Origin of the sequence: Allobosea sp. OAE752 (assembly GCF_050433265.1) — a bacterium.
GTDB classification, from domain to species: domain Bacteria; phylum Pseudomonadota; class Alphaproteobacteria; order Rhizobiales; family Beijerinckiaceae; genus Allobosea; species Allobosea spartocytisi.
Window position 1 is genome coordinate 198,333 of record NZ_JBNPXO010000010.1, and the last position, 18,707, is coordinate 217,039.

Annotated in this window: 20 protein-coding genes and 1 pseudogene; 17 read left to right on the forward strand and 4 right to left on the reverse strand. The window is 64.4% G+C overall.

Features of this window, described 5'->3' with window-relative positions:
* Window positions 1–41 precede the first annotated feature (41 nt).
* The gene (locus tag GGC47_RS22845) at window positions 42–938 is read right to left on the reverse strand and encodes an AraC family transcriptional regulator (RefSeq protein ID WP_112765009.1); all 897 of its coding nucleotides are present in this window, start codon (window positions 936–938) and stop codon (window positions 42–44) included.
* 95 nt (window positions 939–1,033) lie between these two features.
* On the opposite strand from GGC47_RS22845, the gene GGC47_RS22850 reads away from it, so the two are divergent.
* The 9 genes from GGC47_RS22850 to GGC47_RS22890 all read left to right on the forward strand — a co-directional run bounded on the left by GGC47_RS22850 (window position 1,034) and on the right by GGC47_RS22890 (window position 10,259).
* The gene (locus GGC47_RS22850) at window positions 1,034–1,783 is read left to right on the forward strand and encodes an SDR family oxidoreductase (RefSeq protein WP_429068986.1); all 750 of its coding nucleotides are present in this window, start codon (window positions 1,034–1,036) and stop codon (window positions 1,781–1,783) included.
* Window positions 1,784–2,331: 548 nt separating this feature from the next.
* Window positions 2,332–3,048, forward strand: coding sequence for an IclR family transcriptional regulator (locus tag GGC47_RS22855; protein WP_113253423.1), 717 nt, complete (start codon window positions 2,332–2,334; stop codon window positions 3,046–3,048).
* A 1-nt stretch (window position 3,049) separates the two neighbouring features.
* Window positions 3,050–4,780, forward strand: coding sequence for a hypothetical protein (locus GGC47_RS22860; protein WP_429068989.1), 1,731 nt, complete (start codon window positions 3,050–3,052; stop codon window positions 4,778–4,780).
* Window positions 4,777–5,472: a hypothetical protein gene (locus GGC47_RS22865; RefSeq protein ID WP_429068992.1), complete on the forward strand. Its 696-nt coding sequence runs from the start codon at window positions 4,777–4,779 to the stop codon at window positions 5,470–5,472. The genes GGC47_RS22860 and GGC47_RS22865 overlap by 4 nt, the downstream gene beginning before the upstream one ends.
* A 12-nt stretch (window positions 5,473–5,484) precedes the next feature.
* Window positions 5,485–6,450 (forward strand): dipeptidase, encoded by a 966-nt coding sequence (locus GGC47_RS22870; protein ID WP_429068993.1) that lies wholly within the window; start codon window positions 5,485–5,487, stop codon window positions 6,448–6,450.
* 12 nt (window positions 6,451–6,462) lie between these two features.
* Window positions 6,463–7,524, forward strand: a complete 1,062-nt coding sequence (locus GGC47_RS22875; RefSeq protein ID WP_429068995.1) for an ABC transporter substrate-binding protein — start codon at window positions 6,463–6,465, stop codon at window positions 7,522–7,524.
* Window positions 7,509–8,399: an ABC transporter permease gene (locus GGC47_RS22880; protein WP_113253427.1), complete on the forward strand. Its 891-nt coding sequence runs from the start codon at window positions 7,509–7,511 to the stop codon at window positions 8,397–8,399. Before GGC47_RS22875 ends, GGC47_RS22880 begins: the two co-directional genes overlap by 16 nt.
* A 1-nt stretch (window position 8,400) precedes the next feature.
* A complete protein-coding gene (locus GGC47_RS22885; RefSeq protein ID WP_429068998.1) occupies window positions 8,401–9,189 on the forward strand; it encodes an ABC transporter permease in 789 nt (262 codons plus the stop codon).
* Between the two features lie 8 nt (window positions 9,190–9,197).
* The gene (locus GGC47_RS22890; RefSeq protein ID WP_429069000.1) at window positions 9,198–10,259 is read left to right on the forward strand and encodes an ABC transporter ATP-binding protein; all 1,062 of its coding nucleotides are present in this window, start codon (window positions 9,198–9,200) and stop codon (window positions 10,257–10,259) included.
* Between the two features lie 149 nt (window positions 10,260–10,408).
* On the opposite strand, the gene GGC47_RS22895 is transcribed toward GGC47_RS22890, so the two are convergent.
* A complete protein-coding gene (locus tag GGC47_RS22895) occupies window positions 10,409–10,690 on the reverse strand; it encodes a hypothetical protein (RefSeq protein ID WP_429069003.1) in 282 nt (93 codons plus the stop codon).
* A 389-nt stretch (window positions 10,691–11,079) separates the two neighbouring features.
* Between GGC47_RS22895 and GGC47_RS22900 the strand changes: the two genes are divergently transcribed.
* The 7 genes from GGC47_RS22900 to GGC47_RS22930 all read left to right on the forward strand — a co-directional run bounded on the left by GGC47_RS22900 (window position 11,080) and on the right by GGC47_RS22930 (window position 13,848).
* Window positions 11,080–11,397, forward strand: coding sequence for a peptidoglycan-binding domain-containing protein (locus tag GGC47_RS22900; protein WP_429069005.1), 318 nt, complete (start codon window positions 11,080–11,082; stop codon window positions 11,395–11,397).
* 242 nt (window positions 11,398–11,639) lie between these two features.
* Window positions 11,640–11,801, forward strand: a complete 162-nt coding sequence (locus GGC47_RS22905) for a hypothetical protein (RefSeq protein ID WP_429069007.1) — start codon at window positions 11,640–11,642, stop codon at window positions 11,799–11,801.
* A 280-nt stretch (window positions 11,802–12,081) separates the two neighbouring features.
* Complete coding sequence (locus GGC47_RS22910) at window positions 12,082–12,357, forward strand: hypothetical protein (protein WP_429069010.1); 276 nt, start codon at window positions 12,082–12,084, stop codon at window positions 12,355–12,357.
* Window positions 12,358–12,360: 3 nt separating this feature from the next.
* Window positions 12,361–12,624, forward strand: coding sequence for a hypothetical protein (locus tag GGC47_RS22915; protein WP_429069011.1), 264 nt, complete (start codon window positions 12,361–12,363; stop codon window positions 12,622–12,624).
* Window positions 12,625–12,634: 10 nt separating this feature from the next.
* Window positions 12,635–13,117: a hypothetical protein gene (locus tag GGC47_RS22920; protein WP_429069014.1), complete on the forward strand. Its 483-nt coding sequence runs from the start codon at window positions 12,635–12,637 to the stop codon at window positions 13,115–13,117.
* 61 nt (window positions 13,118–13,178) lie between these two features.
* Complete coding sequence (locus GGC47_RS22925) at window positions 13,179–13,469, forward strand: hypothetical protein (RefSeq protein WP_429069015.1); 291 nt, start codon at window positions 13,179–13,181, stop codon at window positions 13,467–13,469.
* Between the two features lie 172 nt (window positions 13,470–13,641).
* A complete protein-coding gene (locus tag GGC47_RS22930; protein WP_429069018.1) occupies window positions 13,642–13,848 on the forward strand; it encodes a CsbD family protein in 207 nt (68 codons plus the stop codon).
* Between the two features lie 597 nt (window positions 13,849–14,445).
* On the opposite strand, the gene GGC47_RS22935 is transcribed toward GGC47_RS22930, so the two are convergent.
* The gene (locus GGC47_RS22935; protein ID WP_429069020.1) at window positions 14,446–14,766 is read right to left on the reverse strand and encodes a hypothetical protein; all 321 of its coding nucleotides are present in this window, start codon (window positions 14,764–14,766) and stop codon (window positions 14,446–14,448) included.
* Window positions 14,767–14,849: 83 nt separating this feature from the next.
* On the reverse strand, window positions 14,850–17,573 hold the full coding sequence (locus GGC47_RS22940) for an autotransporter outer membrane beta-barrel domain-containing protein (protein WP_429069023.1): 2,724 nt from the start codon (window positions 17,571–17,573) through the stop codon (window positions 14,850–14,852).
* 874 nt (window positions 17,574–18,447) lie between these two features.
* Between GGC47_RS22940 and GGC47_RS22945 the strand changes: the two are divergent.
* A pseudogene (locus tag GGC47_RS22945) lies at window positions 18,448–18,707 on the forward strand (hypothetical protein); the annotation flags it as partial.

An 18,707-nucleotide genomic window follows, 5' to 3' on the forward strand; every position in this document is an offset into this window, starting at 1 on the left:
GCTCCGCCCGCAACCGAGAATTCGCGTCGGAATCGGGAGTGTCAGGTCAGCTTGCGGGCGAATTGTCCGGGGGCGCATCCGTTATGCCTGCGGAACGCGGTGCTGAACGCACTTGCCGATTCATACCCGATGTCGTCTGCAATCCGTTCGAGGGACTTTGTGCCCCGGGCCAGGGCGTCTTTCGCAATAGCGATCCGCCAGCGCGCCAGATACTCAATCGGCGCGCATCCCAGAGCCTCGCTGAAACGAGCGGAAAACGCAGATCTCGACATGCCCGCAATGTTGGCGAGGTCGGCAACTGTCCAATTGGCGCGAACATCGGCGTGGACGGCTTTCAAGGCGCGAGCCAACGCAGGGTCCTGCAAGCCGCGAAGAATTCCAGCAGGCACTTGGCGGTCGACATCCTGCCAGCGTAGCGCTTCGACGAGAAGCACCTCCAGCATGCGGTGAACGATCAGCTCCGAGCCTGGAAGTTCGGCCGTGCATTCCTCGGAGAGCAGCTCGATCAGCCGCCTGAACCTTGTCGCGCGACCATCGGATGCAGGGATGAAAATCAGCTTGGGCAACAAGGCCAGGAGGAGCTGGTTGTTGGCCCGCTCAAACGTGAAGCTGCCTCCCAACGCCACGAAGTCAGGCTCGCCATCCTGCTCGCCATGCCGAACGGCCTCACTGCGAGGAGCGACAGGCTCGCAAAACACGCCGTCTCCGCTGCTGAGCGTGAACGCCGGTGTTCTGGGCAGAAGAAGAAAGTCGCCCCGAGACAGCCGAAGCGGTTCGCATCCATCGATCGCCAACCGAGCTTCGCCTGCAAGAATGATCGTGAAGCCTGGCGCGTCAAAGGCATCATAACGCACGCCCCATCGGCCTTTGGCCGAAATCGGCTTCGCGATCGCCGCGCTTGGTCGCAGCAGCAAGACGACGTCGCTCAGGGGATCCATTTTGGACGATCGATAACAAATTTAGGACACACGATTATGGATCGTCCTAAGCGCTTTGTCTACCTGTTCGGCATTCCCGTTCAGGAGACGAGCAAATGACCAAGACGATCCTCATCACCGGTACTTCGTCAGGCTATGGCAAGGCCACCGCGGAGCACTTTCTAGCAAACGGCTGGAACGTCATTGCCACGATGCGGCGCCCGGAGGCGGCGCGCTTCGATGGCGATAAGCGCCGGCTGCGCGTGATTCCGCTCGATGTGACGAGTGAGAAGAGCATTGCCGAGGCGATCAAGGCCTCCGGCCCCATCGATGTGCTGGTCAACAATGCCGGAGTGGGCGGCGTCGGCGCCTTCGAAGTGACGCCGATGTCCCTGATCAGGGCGCTGATCGAGACGAACACCATCGGCGTGATGGCCATGTGCCAGGCCGTGATTCCCCAGATGCGCGCCCGCCGTGCCGGCATTATCGTCAACGTCACGTCCAGTGTAACGCTCGGCGCTTTCCCGCTCGCGGCAGCGTACACCGCGAGCAAACAGGCGATAGAAGGCTTTACCGGGTCGCTCGCCCATGAGCTTGCGTACTTCGATATCGATGTGAAGCTGGTCGAGCCGGGCTATGCACCGACAACGCGGTTCGGCGCGAATGCCATCGTGCCCGTCGAACGACTGCTCCCGGGCGAATATGCCGACTTTGCGAAGCCGATCATGGAGGCCTTTGCCAAGCCAGCGCTGACCACCACAGAATCGGACGTCGCCGACGCGGTGTGGGCCGCCGTTCACGATCATGAGGGGCGGCTGCGTTTCCCGGCGGGGGCTGACGCCATCGCATTGGCCGGTGCGCGCTGAGCCGCTCCCGGGCCGACGGCGGAAAGCCAGGGCGCAGTGACGGCCAGTAATGGCCGTCAGCGGAGGCCAAAGCAGCAGGCGGACATCAAAAGCTCCGCCTGCTCGACCATCTCAGCCTAAGGTGACGGATAGTCTGCGCCATGAATGGACATTGGCCCCCGCTTGGAAGCAGACGCTCATTGGCCCGGCGAGTAACCGTCAAGGGTCTGAGTGCAGCAATCGCCTAGGCAGGCTTCTGGCAGGATCATCGTGCCGGCGCGGAAAAGATCGCAGCGAAGCTGATCGCCTCACACGGACGGATCGAAGGCACGCCTAACGATGTCCCCTTGCCTCACGGTTAGATGCCGATCGTCGGCTGGCTTGCCGCCTGCGGCAGGCCATCATCGGCACGCCTCAAATGGAACAGCGCCGGCAGAGACTTAGCGCGCCCGGGTGGTGCCTCACACAACGTTGGCGCCGGTCCTAAAGCGAACTCGCAATTTCCAGCTTGACATCGAGTTCGCGCAGACTGATTTTTATATTATACGTTGTCTATTATAAGAATACAGATGGCCGTTCGCTCCCTCTCCTCCACGCTCAAGACGCTCGCGGTCTGCGATATCATCGCCGCTTCGCCGAAGCCGTTGCGGCTGGCCGATGTCGTGCGGGCAAGCGGCGATGCACGCGCGGTCGTCTATCAGCGGCTGCGGACGCTGGTGGAGGCCGGCCTGCTCGACCAGACCGAGGACGGCGCATTCCGACTGGCGCTGCGCTTCCAGTTCTATGCGGTGCGCGCGCTGGAGCAGGCCAATCTCGGCGAGCGCAGCAGCGAGTTGCTCCAGCAGATCGTCGATGAGAGCGGCGAAACCGCAACGATCTCCGTCGCCGACGGCTACCATGCCGTCATCATCAACCGCGTCGAATCCCGGCAGGTTCTGCGGGCGGACCTGCGCGTCGGCGCCAAGATGGCGCTCGGCGGCAGCGCTTCCGGCGCCGTGCTGGTCGCTTTCGGATCGGAGGAGATGCGCGACAGCCTGCGCGGGCAGGGTGTCGCTCTGCCGCCGGAAGCGGAATTGCAGGTGGTGCGCGAGCGCGGCTACGCCGTTTTCGCGCCGACGGACCCGCATCTCGTCGCCGCCGTCGCTGCTCCCGTCTTCGATGCCGCGCGCCAATGCGTGGCGGTCCTGGCCATCTCGGGCCCGATCTTCCGCTTCGATCACGACCGCTGCGGCCCCATCGTCGTTGCCGGCGCACGACGTCTCAGCGCGCAGTTTGGACATTCCTGACATGACGGTTTTCGCCCTTCTCGCCCCGGAAGGCCCGCTGCTGCCGCGTGCATTGAGGCGCAGTCCGGATGAACTGATGCGGCCGGAGCGGCTCGCCGCCATCCAGCCCTCGCGCATCAGCGCCTCGCGCAACCTGATCGCGCGGGCCTCACGCCAGCGCTGGACGATCACGCAGAAGGCCTTCGACATCGACGAGAAGGGCCGCGGCCACGCCCGTTATGCCATTGAGGCGCGGAGCTGGCGCTTCTCCTTCCCGATCTTCTCCTTCGAGCCCTCCGCGCGTGAACGCACAGGCCGCATCATCGGCCGCGCCTGGGACATGATGGGCGCGCTGGTCGAAGGCGACATGTCGCCCGCAGCGGTCACGGCGCTCCAAGACGAATTGCCGAGGCTCTACGAAGGGCGCGCCACGCCCAATACCCTGACCTGGGCGCGCTCGAACCGCTCGGGCCGCCTGTTCGACCTCGCGGTCAACGCTTTGGCCAGGGGCGAGCAGCCGCCGGTCGAAGCGCTCGGCGGCACCTGTTACCTGATGCGTAACACCGGCATCGACGGCAACGGCACCTTCGGCACCAAGTCCTTCCTCGCCTTCGAGAAGGACCACCCGCTGCGCGCCTCCCTGCAGGCGCAGATGTTGACCGCGTATATGATGCGGGTCTTCGCGCTCGATCTCGTCCAGCATTTCGCGCGGTTGCATGGAGGCACGAAGGCCGCGGGCTTCGCGCCGGATCTCGCCCGCTTCCTCGGCGTCGGCAACGGCTCGGCGCTGGGGCTGATGTTCTTCGTCAACAACCATCCGCGCCTGATCAACCAGTGGCTGACGATCCGCGAGACCGCCATCGCCCATGGCAAGCTGGTGCCCGTGGGACGGGACGCGGCTCCGCTGCGGACGCTGGCAACCCTGCTCGACAAGGCGATCGTCGCACGCCAGCAGGATCGCTCGGAATACGAGTCCTTCACACCGAGCCTGCGCATCGCCGAGGATCTGGTCGTCATCCGCCGCGAGCTCGACGCGCTGATCGCCTTGGCTCAGGCGGGCGAGACGGGCGCGACCCCGCTGCTCGACTTCACGGCCTCGCTCGACGGCCGCGTTCATGCCGAGGCCTTCGAGACCTTGCTCTCGCTGCTGATCGAGCTGGTTCCCGACGTCGCCGACAGCCTCTCGGACACGCTGGTCATCGACGAGGAACTGACCGGCCGGCCGGAAATGCCGCTCGGGCGGCTGCGTGAGATCGTCCGCAGCGATTATCGCTGGGCCTTCGATCTCGATCTCACCTCCGAGCGCTCGCAGCGCTATGTCTGGTACAAGTCGCGCACCGCCGAGGAGCCGCGCCGGGGGCCGCGGGAGGAAATCGGCGAAGCCCATAATCTCGGCCTCGACCTGCCCCGGCTGATCGTCGCGCTCGACCGCGACCTCAGCCAAGCAGACCCAAAGACCTGCGTCGCCCGCTTCCTGCTCCAGCATCCAGAGCACCGGCTGATCGCAACGCGCGTCCAAGCGCTGGCCGGGCTGCCCTACCATTCGCCGCATGCCGACATCATGAGCGAGGACTTCGTCCCGGCGCAGATCACGCGCCTGCTCAATGTCGGCATCCACGGCATCGACAAGGCGCGCGACTTCCTCAACCGCAACCTGCGCGGCGTGATCTTCCATGGCGCGCCGACGCCCGCCGATCTCGCGGCGGGAACGGCCGATCCCCACTGGTTCTATCCTCCGGAGCCCCGCTCATGACGGAGCTGCGCCTCTCCCTGCGCGAGATACGCCTGATCATCGAACGCTTGGTCCAGGCGAACGGTGTCGCTCCGGGGCTTCTCTTCGCCGTCCGCGATGCGGCGGTGGTGTCCGCGATCCTGCCCGTCGCAGGCTTTGAGAAGCTCTCGGCCGAAATCGCTGCGCTGGCCGCTTCGTCTGTCAAGCCCGCCACATTGAGCGAAGGCGAGGACGGCGTTCTGCAAGTCGATGTCGCCGGCCAGCATCCCTGGCTCGTCGCCGAAGCCCTACTCGATCTCGCCGTCGAGCGGTTCCGTCTCACGGGGCGCGGCGAGGTTCTGGTGTGCGGCGCGGTGAGCCCGTGCGAGTTCGGTGTGGTCGCCGGGCTCGCCGAAAAGCATGGCCTCACAGCGATCTGCTCCGAGGTAGCGGGCGGCGTCCTCCTGGAAGTCCGACCCCGCCTGGCGCGGACCGAAGGCCTGCTCAACCACGTCCGGCGCGAAGGCTGCACGGTCGCGGCAGACCTGTGGTGGCCGCTCTACCACGCCTCGCATGCGGCGCTTGCTCCCGACTCTTTCGAGAGCCGCCGCCATGCCGGCACCATCCGCGTCGAGGCCGATGGCCGCATCGTCGGTCGCAACGACGAGGACGAAACCGACCTCTCCATGCTCGCCGCCGATCCCATACGGCTGCGCCCCGCCTCCATCCCGTAAAGGTTCAAACCGATGCTGATCGACGGCTTGCAATGCGGCTTCTACGGCCGGGACGTGTTCGAGGAGCTCAAGGCCGGCGGCTTCACCTGCGTCACGCCGACGCTCGGATTCTGGGAGGGCGCAATCGAATCCTTCGACGCGATCGGCAAATGGCGCGACATGGCGCGCGCCAATAGCGACCTCGTCACCATCGCGCTGAAGACCGACGATATCCTCGCCGCCGACCGGGACGGCAAGACCGCGCTGCTGCTCGGCTATCAGAACACCAACCTGCTCGACGGGCGTATCCGCTATGTCGAGCTCTTCGCCGATCTCGGCGTCCGCGTCCTGCAACTCACCTACAACAACCAGAACGATGTCGGTTCGAGCTGCTACGAGGCGGTCGATCCCGGCCTGTCCCGCTTTGGGCGGGAGGTCGTGCGCGAGATGGACCGCTGCGGCCTGCTGGTCGATTGTTCGCATGTCGGCGACAGGACGACGCTCGACGCGATCGAATGGTCGCAAAAGCCGATCGCGATCACCCATGCCAACCCGTCCTCCGTGTTCCCGCACAAGCGCAACAAGAGCGACGAGGTCATCAAGGCACTGGCTGCCAAGGGCGGCATCATCGGCTGCGCCGCCTACCGCAACATCACCCCGGTCGAGGCTTGCGACCACGTCGATGCATGGGCCGAGATGGTGGCGCGCACCGTCGACATCGCCGGCATCGACCATGTCGGCCTCGGCACCGATTTCAGCCATCACACCAGCCAGACCTATCTCGACTGGATGCGCCAGGGGCGCTGGACGCGGACAGCCCAGTATGGCGCGGGCTCCGTGACCAATACCGCCCCGAGCGAGAAGCCGGCCTGGCTCAAGAAGATCAGCGGCCTGGCCGCGGTCGCGCCGGCGTTGGCGAAGCAGGGGTTCAACCCGGAAGAAGTGGAGAAGATCACCTCCGGGAATTGGCTGCGCGTCTATCGCGCTGTGTTCGGCTGAGAGGAGAGAACCATGACCGGCGACGACGCTTCGAGCTTACGGCTCTCACGACGGAAACTGCTCGTCGCCGCCGGCGCGGGCAGCCTGTCGATACCCTTCATCCGTCGCGCCCGCGCGGCCGAGGCGATCTACGTCAACACCTGGGGCGGCCCCTGGGAAGAGGCGGCGCGCGCCGTGCTCTTCGATCCCTTCACTCAGGCGACGGGGGTCGAGATCAAGACGATCGCGCCGGTCTCCTTCGCCAAGCTCGCGGCGCAGGTCCGCACCGGCGTCTACGAATTCGACGTCACGACGCTCGGCGTCTCCGAGCTCGCCCGCGCCAACCACGCCAATCTGCTCGACAAATATGACGAGAGCAAAATCCCGGCCGCCTCGCTCTGGCCCGGCGCCGTGACCCTCAACGGCGTCAATTCCCACGCCTTCGCCAATGTCATCGCCTACCGCAAGGACAACTTTCCCGCGGGTGGCCCGAAGAACTGGGCCGAGTTCTGGGATACGGCGAAGTTCCCGGGCTCGCGCTGCCTGCAGAACTATTCCGCCCGCGTGCTCGCCTTTGCGCTGATGGCGGATGGCGTCGCACCGACCGATCTCTTCCCCTACGACCTCGACCGCGCCTTCAAATCCCTCGACCGGATCAAGAAGGATGTCCGCGTCTGGTGGAGCCAGAGCCCGCAATCCCAGCAATTGCTGCGCGATGGCGAGATCGAATTGATCGGCATGTGGAACACCAGCGCCCAGCAGCTGATCGATCAGAAGGTGCCGATCGCGCTGAGCTACGATCAGGCGGTGATCGATGTCGCGGCCTGGGTCGTGGCGCGCGGCACGCCACGGACGCGCAATGCCTGGCGCTTCATCGAGTTCGCCGTGCAGCCGGAGCGGCTGGCGCAGTTCGCCCAACGCAACAATTACGGCCCGATGAACCCGGCCTCGTTCAAGAGCTTGCCGCCGGAGGTCGTCGCGCGGATGCCGACCTCGCCGGAGAATCTGGCCAAGGCCGTCGTGCTGAACGCGGAGAAGCTCGGCCCCCAATTCGACGTCATGGCGAAGCGTTTCGAACAATGGCTGTCGAGCTGACGCGCCCCGCGCTCGCGGCCGAGGCGCCCGCGCTTCCTGCGCGGGCGCTTCTGGTGACCCTCTTGCGGCCGCCCTTCATCCTCTATGTGCCGGCGGCGCTATTTCTCACCGCCTTCTTCCTCATCCCGCTCGGCCTCGTCGTCTGGATGAGCGTCAGCGACCCGGAATTCGGCTTCGGCAACTACGCGACCTTCTTCGGTTCGCGCTACGACCTCGCCGTGCTGGCGCGGACCTTCCAGACCGCCTTCGTCGTCACGCTTGCGAGCCTCGTCTTCGCCTATCCGATCGCCTATGTCGCGGCCCGGCGCGGCGGCGCCGTCGGCGGCTTCCTGCTCGGCGTGGTCGCGCTGAGCTTCTGGACCAGCTTCCTGGTCAGGACTTATGCCTGGATGGTGATCCTGGGGGCGAAGGGGCCGGTCGTCGGGCTGCTGACCGCGCTCGGCGTCAGCCCGCCCCCGCGCCTGCTCTTCACCACCTTCGCTGCGACTTTCGCGATGGCGCACATGCTCGTGCCCTTCATGGTGCTCGCGCTCTATGCCGTGATGAAGCGGATCGACGAGAGCTATATGCGCGCCGCCGCGAGCCTTGGCGCCCGGCCCCTGCGGGCCTTCCTCACGGTCTATTTCCCGCAGAGCCTGCCGGGCGTGGTCAACGGCGCGACGCTCGTCTTCATCACCTGCCTCGGCTTCTACGTGACGCCGACCCTGATCGGCAGCCCGCAGGACAAGATGATCGCCGGGCGAATCGGCCAAGAGATCGAGCAGTTGCTCGATTTCGGCGCGGCCTCCGCGACCTCGATGATCCTACTCGCCGCCGCGCTCGCGCTGTTTGCAATCTATGACCGCTTTTTCGGTCTCGACAGGATGTGGAGGTAGCATGTCCCGCTCCACGATCACCCTGGCGGTTCTTGTCGCGATCCTCCTCGCGGCGCCGATGTTCGTCGTCGTGCCGATGTCGTTCAGCACGGCGCCTTCGCTCGAATTCCCGCCGCCGGGCTTCTGGCTCGGCTATTACCGGCGCTTCTTCTCCGACCCGAACTGGACCGGGCCGCTGTTCAACAGCTTCGCGATCGGCTTCGGGACGATGGTGCTGGCCATGCTCTTCGGGGCGCCCGCGTCCTTCGCCCTGATGCGGCATCGCTTCCGGTTCCGCTCCGCCTTCCGCATGTTGGTGCTGTCGCCGCTGATCGTGCCGCATATCGTGATGGCGCTGGGCTACTATAGCTATTTCGGCTCGCTCGGCCTGGTGCAGAGCATGACCGGCGTCATCCTTGCCCATACCTGCTTGACCATCCCCGTGGTGGTGCTGACCCTGACCTCGGCGCTCGCCAATTTCGACCGCCGGGTCGAGAATGCCGCGGCCGGCCTCGGCGCACGCCCACTCACCACCTTCCGGCTGGTGACCTTCCCGATCCTGCGCCCGGCCTTCCTGGTCGCGGCCTTGTTCGCCTTCATCCACTCCTTCGACGAGACCGTAATCGCGATCTTCATCTCGGGCCGCGATAGCGCGACCTTGCCGCGGCAGATGTTCAACAGCTTCCAGATGGAGGCGGACCCGGCCATCTCCGCCGCCTCCTCGCTGCTGCTTGCCGCCGTTCTCGTCGTCATCGGCGCGCGCTGGGCCGCGCGCCTCGTCAAGCCGCAGCCTGCCCGCGCGAAAGCCTAGGACAGACCATGAAGAACGCCCGAGCCCTTTCCTTGCGTGGCCTGTCGAAGAGCTACCTGGCTGGCCAGAACGCCGTCGACAGCATCGATCTCGAGATCGAGCCCGGCGAGTTTGTCTCCTTCCTCGGTCCGTCCGGCTCCGGCAAGACGACAACGCTGATGATGATCGCCGGCTTTTCCAAGCCGAGCAGCGGCGAGATCGCGATCGGCGGGCGCAAGATCGACAGCGTCGAGCCCTATGACCGCAACATCGGCATGGTCTTCCAGAACTACGCACTGTTTCCGCATATGAGCGTCGCCGACAATGTCGGCTTCCCCCTGCGGATGCGGCAGGTGCCGAAGGCGCAGGCCGCCAAGCGCATCGCCGATGCGCTCGCCATGGTCGGTCTCGCCGATTTCTCCGGCCGCAAGCCGGCCGAGCTCTCCGGCGGGCAGCAGCAGCGCGTCGCGCTGGCGCGCGCACTCGTCTTCGAGCCCGATGTCGTGCTGCTCGACGAGCCGCTCGGCGCGCTCGACAAGGCGCTGCGCGAGCAGATGCAGATCGAACTCAAGCGGATCCACCGCGAGCTGGGCGTGACCATGGTCTATGTCACGCACGACCAGGGCGAGGCGATGGCGATGTCGGACCGCATCGCGGTGTTCAATCGCGGGCGAATCGAGCAGATCGGCAGCCCGGCGGAGGTCTATGCCAGGCCGCAGACGCGCTTCGTCGCCTCCTTCATCGGCGACAGCAACCTGATCGAGGGCGTCATTGGCCGTGGCGGGAGTGTCGATCTACCGGGGTTCGGCTCGATTGCGGTCGGACGTGGCGATCTTGCCCCGGGGACTCCAGTCGACGTGCTCCTGCGGCCGGAGACCATTCGCCTTTCCAAGGAAGAGCGGTCTCCCGAAGACATCTGCTTCACCGTCGACGAGATCGTCAATTACGGCGACAGCTTCCTAGTCATCGGCAAGAGCGCCGGTCAGGAACTGCGCGCCCGCGTGCCGGGTCTGGACATGCCAGCGCTCGCCCGGGGGGAGCGCTGTGTCATGCGGTGGTCCAAAGAGCGCGTCCATATCGTTCCAAGATGATTTTCGCCCGGGAGGATCGGAGACCAATCCTTGAGGTCATTCTCAAGCTAGCCAATACACGGCAGCGCAAGATGTAGGCCGTTCCGCGCCACTTGCGGACACCCGTAGCGCCGCTGAATCAGACGAGGCTCGCAATCCTTTGCGCTCGACTAGCGCGGCCAGCGCTTCCGAGATCCGGATGAGGTTGCAGCCATCACAAATGCAATTGTCCCTGCAATCAGCAGCGCCGCAATGATCGTCACCTGAGCAAGCATATCGCCCTCCGTTAAGGCGTAGCGCTCCAACAACCCCGCGCCGGTGAGGGCTGTTCCGCTGCTGCTGCTGATCAGACCAGTCTCTAAGGGTGCCAGAGTGGCACCAGCACGATAGCTGCCATGGCGGCGAGATTGATCGCCGTCATTAGCCAGTGCGGAACCGTCACCGCCGTGCATCGAGCCACCGGCTCTTCCCAACCCATCTGATCTGTCCCTGAGATCAGCATCGCAAGCCGATGCGGGCCATGGCTATCCGAACAGGAAGTGCCACGCGCCATAACCGATCAGTCCGAGCCACATTGTCATGGCGATTGCTGCGGTCGAAACGAACGCTAAGGCGGTCAGGATTTCCTTGTTCTTCTGCACAGCTTAGGTCTCCACACAACGCTGTTTTTATCTGCAACCTCTGTGAACTGAGCCGGCGCTTCCGAGACGCAACAAGACAGCGCCGGCTCATGCCCAATCCAGGCACGGCGAAGTGGCTCGGGCGATCCATCTGGCGCCTTATATTACCTTAGGTCAAGTCTCTCCTTATCCGCAATTTTTAACCGCCGCAGTACTGCTTTATGGGCACGACCGCAGTACAGCGGGCGCTGGTCGCGCTCGGCTATTCGCTTGTGGTGGATGGCAAGCCGAGGCCGGCGACCAAGGCCGCTATCCAGGCGTTTCAGCGCGGGCGCGGGCTTGCGGCGGATGGAGTGGTCGAGCCGCTGACCATCGCTGCGCTTCAGAAGGCGACGAAGCAGGGCGAAGAGCCTGCTGCTTCGACTTCGGTCGTTCTTCTGACTGGATGCCCGCAGCTCAAATGGACCGGATCATCGTTCACTGGACCGCCGGCGCCCATCGCGGCTCAGGGCTCGACCGCAGCCATTATCATGTTCTGATCGAGGGAGACGGCAAGCTGGTGCGTGGTATTCCGCCGATCAGCCTGAACGATTCCGTGGGGCCAAGCCGGGCTATGCCGCGCACAGGCTGAACTGCAGCACCGGCTCGGTCGGCGTGTCGTTGTGCTGCATGGCCGGAGCAATCGAGCCCCTTCAACGTGGCTTCGGCCCCGATGACGAGAACGCAGTGGAAGGCGCTGCCGGCTGTGCTAGCCGACCTTTGCCGCCGATACGCCATCCCGGTGACGCCGAAGACGGTGCTCTCGCACGCAGAGGTGCAAGGCACGCTGAAGATTGCTCAGCGCGGCAAGTGGGATATCGCTCGGCTTGCTTTCGATCCGTCCGCTGTCGGCGCCAAGGCCTGCGGCGACACGTTCCGCGCCGCGACATCCGCGCTGATCTGATCCGAGGACCAGACCAGCCTCGGCTTCGGGAATTGCTCTTCGCGCGCCAGTCTCAGTTTACCAAGCGCACGCTTCATCGACGCCCGGCGCGCCGAGAAAAATAGACCCAGCCCCTTTTTCATCTTTGCCAACCCTATCGCCGCGAGAAAATTGTTCTCAGGGCGCGGGCGGCCGGCATCCCTCATTTGATGGATGTCTCCTAAAAATCCCGCCGCGGTCGAGCCAGCCGCTTCCTCACCTCGGAGCATCACATGAACCTATCGTCCTGGCGCTCGTCGCCTTGGGAACGCTGGCGCTTGCCGGCTGCCAGACGCTGGACAGCCAGATCGCGCAGGTCAGCGACCGCTTGTCCGCCCGCTGCGCCGATCTGCAGACGGCGGCGCTGACCGTCGACCTGTTCGCGCCGGAGAAGGCGCGCGCCGCCGCGCAGCAGGGACAGGTCGTGCTCGCGCAGTTCCGCGCCAAACCGCCGCGCTCCGCTGCCGATCTCGCCATCGCCATCGGCGAAACCATGAAGGCGCTGCAGGCGATCGAAGCCGCGAAGAAAGGAGCCTGAGCCATGAACGAACAGATCCTCAGCCTCATCCCACCGTCGTCCAATCGGCTGCGGCTACGCTCGGCACATATGGTGTACTTGATGCGCAGGGGGCAGACGGTCGTCGTCGCCTTCGTCATGTGGCTGATCCCGACGGTCTGGGGGCTCTATGTCCGCCGTAAGGCCGGCCTGGTCGCCTCGGCCGCGGCGCTCCCGGAAGTGCGCGAGATCCGCACCACGCCGGAAATGGCGCGCAAGGTGGAAGACCCCTCGGTCACCGCGGGATAGGAGCAGGCCGGTGCCCTACCGCAATCACCCGCTTCCGGTCCGTATCTACCTCGGTATTCACGACCACTTCCCGGCCCGGCGCTCGGAATGGGTTCTGGCCGGGATCATGGTGGCGTGGGGCTGCATATCGAACGGTCCGGCTCCAACCTTCGCCGGCAACCCTGCCTGGGCCCAGATGGCGGCCATGATGAACGAGAGCACCTGGGGGTGGTTCGCCATCGCGATCGGGGTCTTCCGGGTGCTGGCGCTCGTCGTGAACGGGACGTTCTCAGGCACTTGGTACGGTCGCTGGTCGCCGCATGTACGGGCTTTGGCGTCGTTTCTGTCCTGCTTCCTCTGGCTCCAGATCACCTTCGGCCTCATGGCCTCCGATGCGGCGACGACTGGCCTTGCTGTGTATCCCGGCCTTCTTGTCCTCGACGCGATGAACATCGTCGCAGCGACCAAGGATGCCGCGAGCATGGACAGGGTCGTCGCCGACGGTTCTCTCTGAAGGTATCACCCCAGAGAATGCGATCGGCACGCTCGTCGCTGGCCTTGCCATCGGCGCCGTCATGATCCGCCAGTACCTGAAGGATCGGAAGAGCCCGACAACGCCCTCCGGGGATCGATTGATCCCGGGGCTGTCGATCGCGGATATGCGACCACTTCAGGAAATGGCCGCCGAGCAAGTGAAGCTGACCGCGATCATGGAACGCATCGCCGTCTCGCTCGAGAAGATGCTGGCCATCAGCCAGGAGCGCGCTGAGGACGCCGAGATTGTCCGGCGAGCGGAAATCATGGCTCAGGAGATGCTGAAGCAGTTGCAGGTAACGAAGCCAGCGCCGCGCCGGCGCCGAACATAGATCGCGGCTCCGGCCGCCGATCGCCTCGCCCTCATAAGGGGCGGCCCTCCTTGGGCGTTTCCTCTCTAAACTTGGCCCGGCCTCCGAAATGGGGCCGGGCCTTTTTGGGTTTCTGATCGAACTTATCCGCATGGAGTGCGTTTCGTCCCCATGCTCAGATTTGGAGGTGGAGATGGACTGGAATCGCGTCGAAGGGAACTGGAAGCAGGTTAAGGGAAAGGTCAAGGAGCAGTGGGGAAAGCTGACCGATGATGACTTGGACATCATCGCCGGCAAGCGCGACCAGCTCGAGGGCAAGATTCAGGAGCGCTATGGGCTGGAGAAGGACCGGGTAAAGACGGATGTCGATGCTTGGTACAGTCGCCAGTGGCTTTCGTGATTGGCTAGAGCTCGCTCGCTGCCCAGCGAAAGGCTCGCCAATGAAAGGGCCCGGTCCCGAAAGGGATCGGGCCTTTTTTCGCATTGGAACCGGAGCGGGGCTCGCTGGCGGGGCTTTTTCGTAATGCTCAGAGCACCGGGACGGAACATGGCTGGCGCGATCTGGTTTCGCACTCAGGCTGCGCAACGAGAGGAGAGGACCATGAAGATGCTCACTTTGGCGGCCGTACTCGCCTTATCGCCGGCTCTGGCGTTGGCCCAGACCAATTTGCCCAGCCCAGGACGGGATAGCGCAAACAGAACCGATTCCCAGCGAGGAGTGTCATCCAGCTCTCCGGGCCAACAGATGCAGTCGAAGGGGAGCATTTCGGGGCAACCCGGAGCATCAGGCTATTCGCCAGGCCACAAGATGCAGGCCAAGGGCAGCGTAAAGGGGAACCCGGGCGCTTCGGGCTATGCGCCAGGACACCGTTCGAAGAATCGCTGACTGCCTACTAGGCTGCGGTGCAAAAGACGTTCATGATCTGAGCATAGTTTCGGAGCTTTAATCAGGCCCGGCCCGCTTGGGCGGGGCCGGGCCTTTTGCGTTTCCGGATGCTCAGATCACGGCCCGCTGCCTGGCCTGAGCCTTACGGGCAAGATCCAGAAAAGTGGTGAGCGTCGTCGCAGCAGTGGCGGAGCGGTCGTCCTTGGTCAAGGACGGAAAGAAAGGTCGCATAACGCCGACCATTGCCTCGACAGCTGCCACGAGTTCATTGCCAGCCTGTTTGAGGTCGAACGTATCCTCGGCTGTTTCGAGAACGGCCCAGACGTTGTATCGGACCACGTCGACAAGACGGTCTCCCGTCATCTGGCCGAAGCGAAATCGCTCAATCGAAGTTTCTAGAGTTTCGAGGTTACTGGCAATCGCCTGGATCATATATCCCCCTCTGGAACGCCGCCTCTACCGCTGATTGCCAGCGGGGTTTTCAATTACGCGCCAGCGTCACCAGCGTCTCGCCGTCAGAACCTGACGGCGAGGTTTGCCTTGAAGGCGTGATCCTGGACGTCCTCGGCGAGCTGGCCGGCATAGGTCACCCCCAGGCTGGCATTGGCGCTGATCGCGAGGTCCAGCCCGGCTTCGACCAGGGCGGCGTTCCTGGCGATGGGAGCGCCCGTGATCGTGAAGGGGATGCTGCCGGCGAAGGCGAGCGTCGCCTTCGGATCGACATCGCCAAAAGCATGGCGCCAGCCGAGCGCGCCGCGCAGGCTCAAGTCCATGCCCTGGATCCGGGTGCTCGTGGAGGCCCGCAGGCCGAGCGTCGAGTAGCCCAGGCTGGTGTCGTCGCTCGTGCCGGACAGGGCTGCGGCGCCGCCGACCTCGCTGAGGCCGTCGCTGCGCAGGCTGACGTAAGCAAGGCCGGCGAAGGGCTCGAACGCCACCGGGCCGAGATCGATCCGATAGCCGAGCTCGCCGAAGACCTGAGCCGTGCCGGCGTCGTGATCGGCGCGCAGGCTGGTGCCGAGCCCCGCCGCGACCACGCTGCGCCGGGTCTCAATGTCATGCCAGGTGTAGCTGGCTCCCAGGCGCAGGCCGAGCGGTCCCCATTGCCCGCCGCCATAGAGGCCGAGATGATAATTGTCGCTCTCGCTGGAAGAGAGCCGTCGGTCCACGTTGACAGTGGTGCGGCTGTAGCCGGCGACGACACCGAAGCGCAGGGTCTCAAAGGCAGCGACATCGGCACCCAGCACAAAGCCGCCGGTCGAGTGCTTCAACGGGCTGCTGTTTCCATCGCCATCATGACGGCTCCAGGAACCATAGCCCTGGCCCCAGGCCGCAAAGCGATCGGAGGGCATGAGCCGCGGCATCGGGCCTGTCACCGAAGGGGCGAGATCAGCGGTGAAGCCGTAGTTCATCGTCGCCATCGGCGCGGCCCCCACAGCTGCGAAGGCCGAGCGCAGGCGGTCATTGACGGCCGAGCGCAGCAGCCAGCTCTCATCGATCAGCGCGCTCTTGGTCGAGGCATGGATCTCGCCGCCAAGCTGCCCGAGGGCGCCACGGGCTGCCTCAGCCGTGGCTTGGTTGAGCACGCCATCCTGGACGGCGTTGCCAGCGGGCAAGCTGTCGACGCTGTTGCCGACCTGGACCTCATTCGGCGTCGTGCCGACATCGGCAATGGCGCGCGTCTGGACGACAGTCAGGTACGCACTGAAGGCGTCGGTGCTGTTGCGCAGGTTGAGAAATGCCGTCACTGGCAGATCGACGCTGTCGAAGTTCCCGGTCAGCCCGGTCGACGTCAGGATGGTATAGCGCTGACCGGCGGCGAAGGTGCCTCCAGTGTAGTTCACGATCGAGAGCGAGGCGCCCGTCGCGAGCGTGGCCTGGCCGTTGACGCGGATCAGGTCGGACGTCACCGTCTTGGGATCGAGCTCGACCTCATAGACTGAACCGGCGCCCTGCACATAGGCGCCATTGACGGTGAGCGTGCCGATCGAGTTGCCGGGCGCGATCCGACCCATGCTCGCAATCGTGGTCGCACCAACGACGCCGCTGCCGCCGAGCCGTGCGCCGGACTGAACCGTCACCGCCGAACCGGCGAGTGAACCGTTTACCAAGAGTGTGCCGCCGAGAATGTTGGTAACACCGGCGAAGTCGCCGCTGCCGGTCACCGTCCAAGTGCTCGCGCCGGTCTTCTCCAGGGCGTCGAAATTGCGGTATTGCGAGCTGCTGCCGATGCCGCCATCGAGTGTCCAGTCGATATTTCCGCCAAGACGCAGCGTGTCGTTGGTGCCTAGCACGCTGCCCACCACATTGCCGACGATCACCGACCCCGCTGCAAGCGAAAGATCGAGGCGGCTCGAACCGCTGTTATTGATCTGGATCGCATTGGCCTGCCCCGCGCCCGCTTTGATCGTGCCACTATTGGTGACAAGCGCTGAGATGTTGCCGCCGAGAAACGCGGCGCCTCCGGTCCCGCCCTCGATCGTGCCTTCGTTGATCAGCTGGAAGTTGACCTGCGAGAGGATGCCGTATGCGCCGGCTGAACCGACCACACCGGTGCCGCCGCGAATGGTGCCCGTATTGGTGACACGGGTTACCTGACCGCTGATGCCTGCGCCGCCTATTCGACCGGATCCGCCCTGAATCAGGCCCGTGTTGGTTACAGTCACGTTGCCGAGTGTTGCCAGGCCGACTCCTCCGGTACCGGTACCCTGCCCTACGCCGCCTTGTACGGTGCCGTTATTGAAGATGTCAGTGTTCCTCAGACGGGCGCCGCCACCGCCACTACCACCGCCGCCGAAGCCCTCTCCGCCACTTACAGTTCCGTTGCTCACGACGGAGGTGGAACCAGTGCCGAGAAACGAAACGCCATACCCGCCCACCAACGCCGCCGTGCCGGTGCCGCCGAGATAATTGCCCAGCAGGGTGAAGTTGCCGCCCGTAATCGGGTTGAATGCCACCGTGCCACTGTTGTTGGGCCCCAGAGGGCCCGAGAGGGTGAAGCCGTTGGTGTTGATCGTGAACGACTTGGCCGTATCTGGAAGAGGAATGGCGGATGCCGTCACGTTGCCCAGGAGCGTGATCGTGAACGTCGCATCCGGACTGGCATTTGCAGCCGAAATGGCGTCCCGAAGCTGCTGGTCGCTGGCGACAGTGTAGTCAGCCGCTAGGGCCATAGGCGCCATGCAGGCCAATGCCAACGCGGTGAGGCTCACCTGTGCAGTCAGAGCGGTCCTGGTGATCATCGTAATGCCCCTTGGCGCTAAGCATGCAGCGGCAAGCGCCACACCGGTCGTCATCGCGAATTGAACGACGACGGGAATCAAGTTTAGGTGAACGAAGATGACAGCGTTTTAGTAGGATGGCACGCGCGCTGCCCTCAGTAGCGCTATGCGAGTTGCGCAGGGCTCATGTCATGCCGGGGTGGCGGGCTTTAGTCCCGTCGAGATTAACGGTATCTGCTTTAGAATACACGGCCGAAAAAGATTGCCAGTGCAAGCGACTGTGCTTGCTGCGGGGCCGAAATCGACTGGGCCGAGAGCCTGCTTGGACGACGCGCTGGAAAGAACAACCGTCACAATCGCAAACAGCGCCTTAACTATTATGCGCATTGGGCTTGGGCCTAGATCAACAAGCTCCATCCCGGCCGGGCTGTTTGCTACCCGAAAGCGGACCGTCGCGAGGTCCGAGATGGGTCGAGAGGAGACATTTAAGGCCCGTCAGCTCGGCGGGCGGGGCCTTTTCCGTTTCAGGGCCGTTACCTAGTCGTCACACCGAGTTAGTTGCTCGCCGGTTGGAACGATCGTGAAGATGCAATCGTCCTCGAAATGCACCGGCGTGCCATCGTCCAGAGAGTAGAATCTGGTCCCAAGGCCAGCGTAACCTTGCCAGACTATGACTGTGTAGATGTTGCCGTCGTCGTCACGACATCGCTCCCTGTAGAGCTCGCGATGCCGAAACGTCGGTTGTGGCCCTGGCTCCTTGGGTTGTCCCGAAACCATCCTTGGCGCTCCGGTTCCTTCGGCTGTCTTCAAACCGATTTGTGCCTAGGCGGTTCCGCTAGGGAACGATTAGGCCAGCCGGCGGTTAGCGACTCGTTTCGTTGCGTGAGTGAGTTCAATGGGTACGCGTCGCGTTCTCAGGGCCGGCCCGGGTGTCGATACCGTGAAGGGACCGGTCACCCGGCGCCGGAAGCCCGAACGCGATCTGTTTTCTGATCCGATGCCCGATCGCGTCGAGCCCTGCCTGGCGCTGCTGAAGGACAAGGCGCCAGTCGGTCCAGAGTGGGCCTTCGAGGTGAAATGGGACGGCTATCGCCTGGCGATCCACATCGTCGGCAAGCGGGTCCGGATCATCACGCGCGGCGGCCATGACTGGAC

What these genes read in the sequence shown, in the direction of transcription:
- GGC47_RS22845 (WP_112765009.1), bottom strand. Translation starts at nt 938, where the DNA reads ATGGATCCCCTGAGCGACGTCGTCTTGCTGCTGCGACCAAGCGCGGCG.
- GGC47_RS22850 (WP_429068986.1), top strand. Translation starts at nt 1,034, where the DNA reads ATGACCAAGACGATCCTCATCACCGGTACTTCGTCAGGCTATGGCAAG.
- GGC47_RS22855 (WP_113253423.1), top strand. Translation starts at nt 2,332, where the DNA reads ATGGCCGTTCGCTCCCTCTCCTCCACGCTCAAGACGCTCGCGGTCTGC.
- GGC47_RS22860 (WP_429068989.1), top strand. Translation starts at nt 3,050, where the DNA reads ATGACGGTTTTCGCCCTTCTCGCCCCGGAAGGCCCGCTGCTGCCGCGT.
- GGC47_RS22865 (WP_429068992.1), top strand. Translation starts at nt 4,777, where the DNA reads ATGACGGAGCTGCGCCTCTCCCTGCGCGAGATACGCCTGATCATCGAA.
- GGC47_RS22870 (WP_429068993.1), top strand. Translation starts at nt 5,485, where the DNA reads ATGCTGATCGACGGCTTGCAATGCGGCTTCTACGGCCGGGACGTGTTC.
- GGC47_RS22875 (WP_429068995.1), top strand. Translation starts at nt 6,463, where the DNA reads ATGACCGGCGACGACGCTTCGAGCTTACGGCTCTCACGACGGAAACTG.
- GGC47_RS22880 (WP_113253427.1), top strand. Translation starts at nt 7,509, where the DNA reads ATGGCTGTCGAGCTGACGCGCCCCGCGCTCGCGGCCGAGGCGCCCGCG.
- GGC47_RS22885 (WP_429068998.1), top strand. Translation starts at nt 8,401, where the DNA reads ATGTCCCGCTCCACGATCACCCTGGCGGTTCTTGTCGCGATCCTCCTC.
- GGC47_RS22890 (WP_429069000.1), top strand. Translation starts at nt 9,198, where the DNA reads ATGAAGAACGCCCGAGCCCTTTCCTTGCGTGGCCTGTCGAAGAGCTAC.
- GGC47_RS22895 (WP_429069003.1), bottom strand. Translation starts at nt 10,690, where the DNA reads ATGCACGGCGGTGACGGTTCCGCACTGGCTAATGACGGCGATCAATCT.
- GGC47_RS22900 (WP_429069005.1), top strand. Translation starts at nt 11,080, where the DNA reads ATGGGCACGACCGCAGTACAGCGGGCGCTGGTCGCGCTCGGCTATTCG.
- GGC47_RS22915 (WP_429069011.1), top strand. Translation starts at nt 12,361, where the DNA reads ATGAACGAACAGATCCTCAGCCTCATCCCACCGTCGTCCAATCGGCTG.
- GGC47_RS22925 (WP_429069015.1), top strand. Translation starts at nt 13,179, where the DNA reads ATGATCCGCCAGTACCTGAAGGATCGGAAGAGCCCGACAACGCCCTCC.
- GGC47_RS22930 (WP_429069018.1), top strand. Translation starts at nt 13,642, where the DNA reads ATGGACTGGAATCGCGTCGAAGGGAACTGGAAGCAGGTTAAGGGAAAG.
- GGC47_RS22935 (WP_429069020.1), bottom strand. Translation starts at nt 14,766, where the DNA reads ATGATCCAGGCGATTGCCAGTAACCTCGAAACTCTAGAAACTTCGATT.
- GGC47_RS22940 (WP_429069023.1), bottom strand. Translation starts at nt 17,573, where the DNA reads ATGATCACCAGGACCGCTCTGACTGCACAGGTGAGCCTCACCGCGTTG.